This window comes from Acinetobacter sp. B51(2017), assembly GCF_003711395.1.
GTDB lineage: Bacteria > Pseudomonadota > Gammaproteobacteria > Pseudomonadales > Moraxellaceae > Acinetobacter.
This window is the reverse complement of the sequence record NZ_PJRJ01000093.1, coordinates 1-782: the sequence shown is the minus strand read 5'-3', so window position 1 is coordinate 782 and position 782 is coordinate 1. Positions and strand designations below refer to the sequence as shown.

The window sequence follows — 782 nt, the reverse complement described above, 5'->3', positions numbered from 1 at the left end:
GCAAGAACGGACTGACCGCTACAAGTCGGAACTGACCGACTTAGGCTCTAGTTACACGCTTGGAAACAAGACATTAACAGAGTGCGAATTAGTCCTTGACCATGTTTGACTACATTTTAAGGAACAGATAGCAGCTGTTATTGGCATGACCATCCAAAGCTTGGCAGTTAATTGTAGATTTACATATTAACTGACATGATTGCCTGACAACGCCGTGTGACACGGCGTTGAAGTGCTTATAGGGATTGAATAACTAATGTATTACTTAGGCTAATTTACGATCAGTACATTCAGCCAAGCAATCACTGTGTTTAATCAGCTAGACACATTAACGATACACCATTCCGCCATCAATCATCACCGACTGACCTGTCATATAGTCGGCATCATCACTGGCTAAGAATGCGACAAAGCCTGCCACATCTGCTGGGGTTTCAGCACGGCCCAAGGCAATACCCGCGACGTATTTTTCATAGGTCGCGCCAATCGCAGCACCCGTAATTTCTGCAAAGCGTTGATCAATCTCCACCCACATATCTGTACCTACAACACCAGGACAATAGGCATTGATCCTAGCCAAAATAATGGACAGCACGTCCCTCTAAAGATAACGTAACTTTAATCTTTGGAGATTCAAGAAATGGCTAAACGTTTTAGTCCTGAATTTAAACAGCAAGCGATTGATTATGCACTTTCAAACTCCCACGAACCTATAGCTGCAATCGCCCAGAAATTAGGTGTGGGTTATTCAACTTTAGACAAATGGATTCGTGAAGCCAATC

The 782-nt window shown here is 43.4% G+C and carries 1 protein-coding gene and 1 pseudogene; one reads left to right on the top strand and one right to left on the bottom strand.

The genetic code is table 11. From position 1 onward, the window contains the following. Positions 1 to 328 precede the first annotated feature (328 nt). A pseudogene (locus tag CYK47_RS15270) lies at positions 329 to 571 on the bottom strand (SDR family oxidoreductase); the annotation flags it as partial. Positions 572 to 640: 69 nt separating this feature from the next. Between CYK47_RS15270 and CYK47_RS15265 the strand changes: the two are divergent. Then, on the top strand, positions 641 to 782 hold a 142-nt coding region (locus CYK47_RS15265; protein WP_016165541.1), incomplete at its 3' end, for a transposase.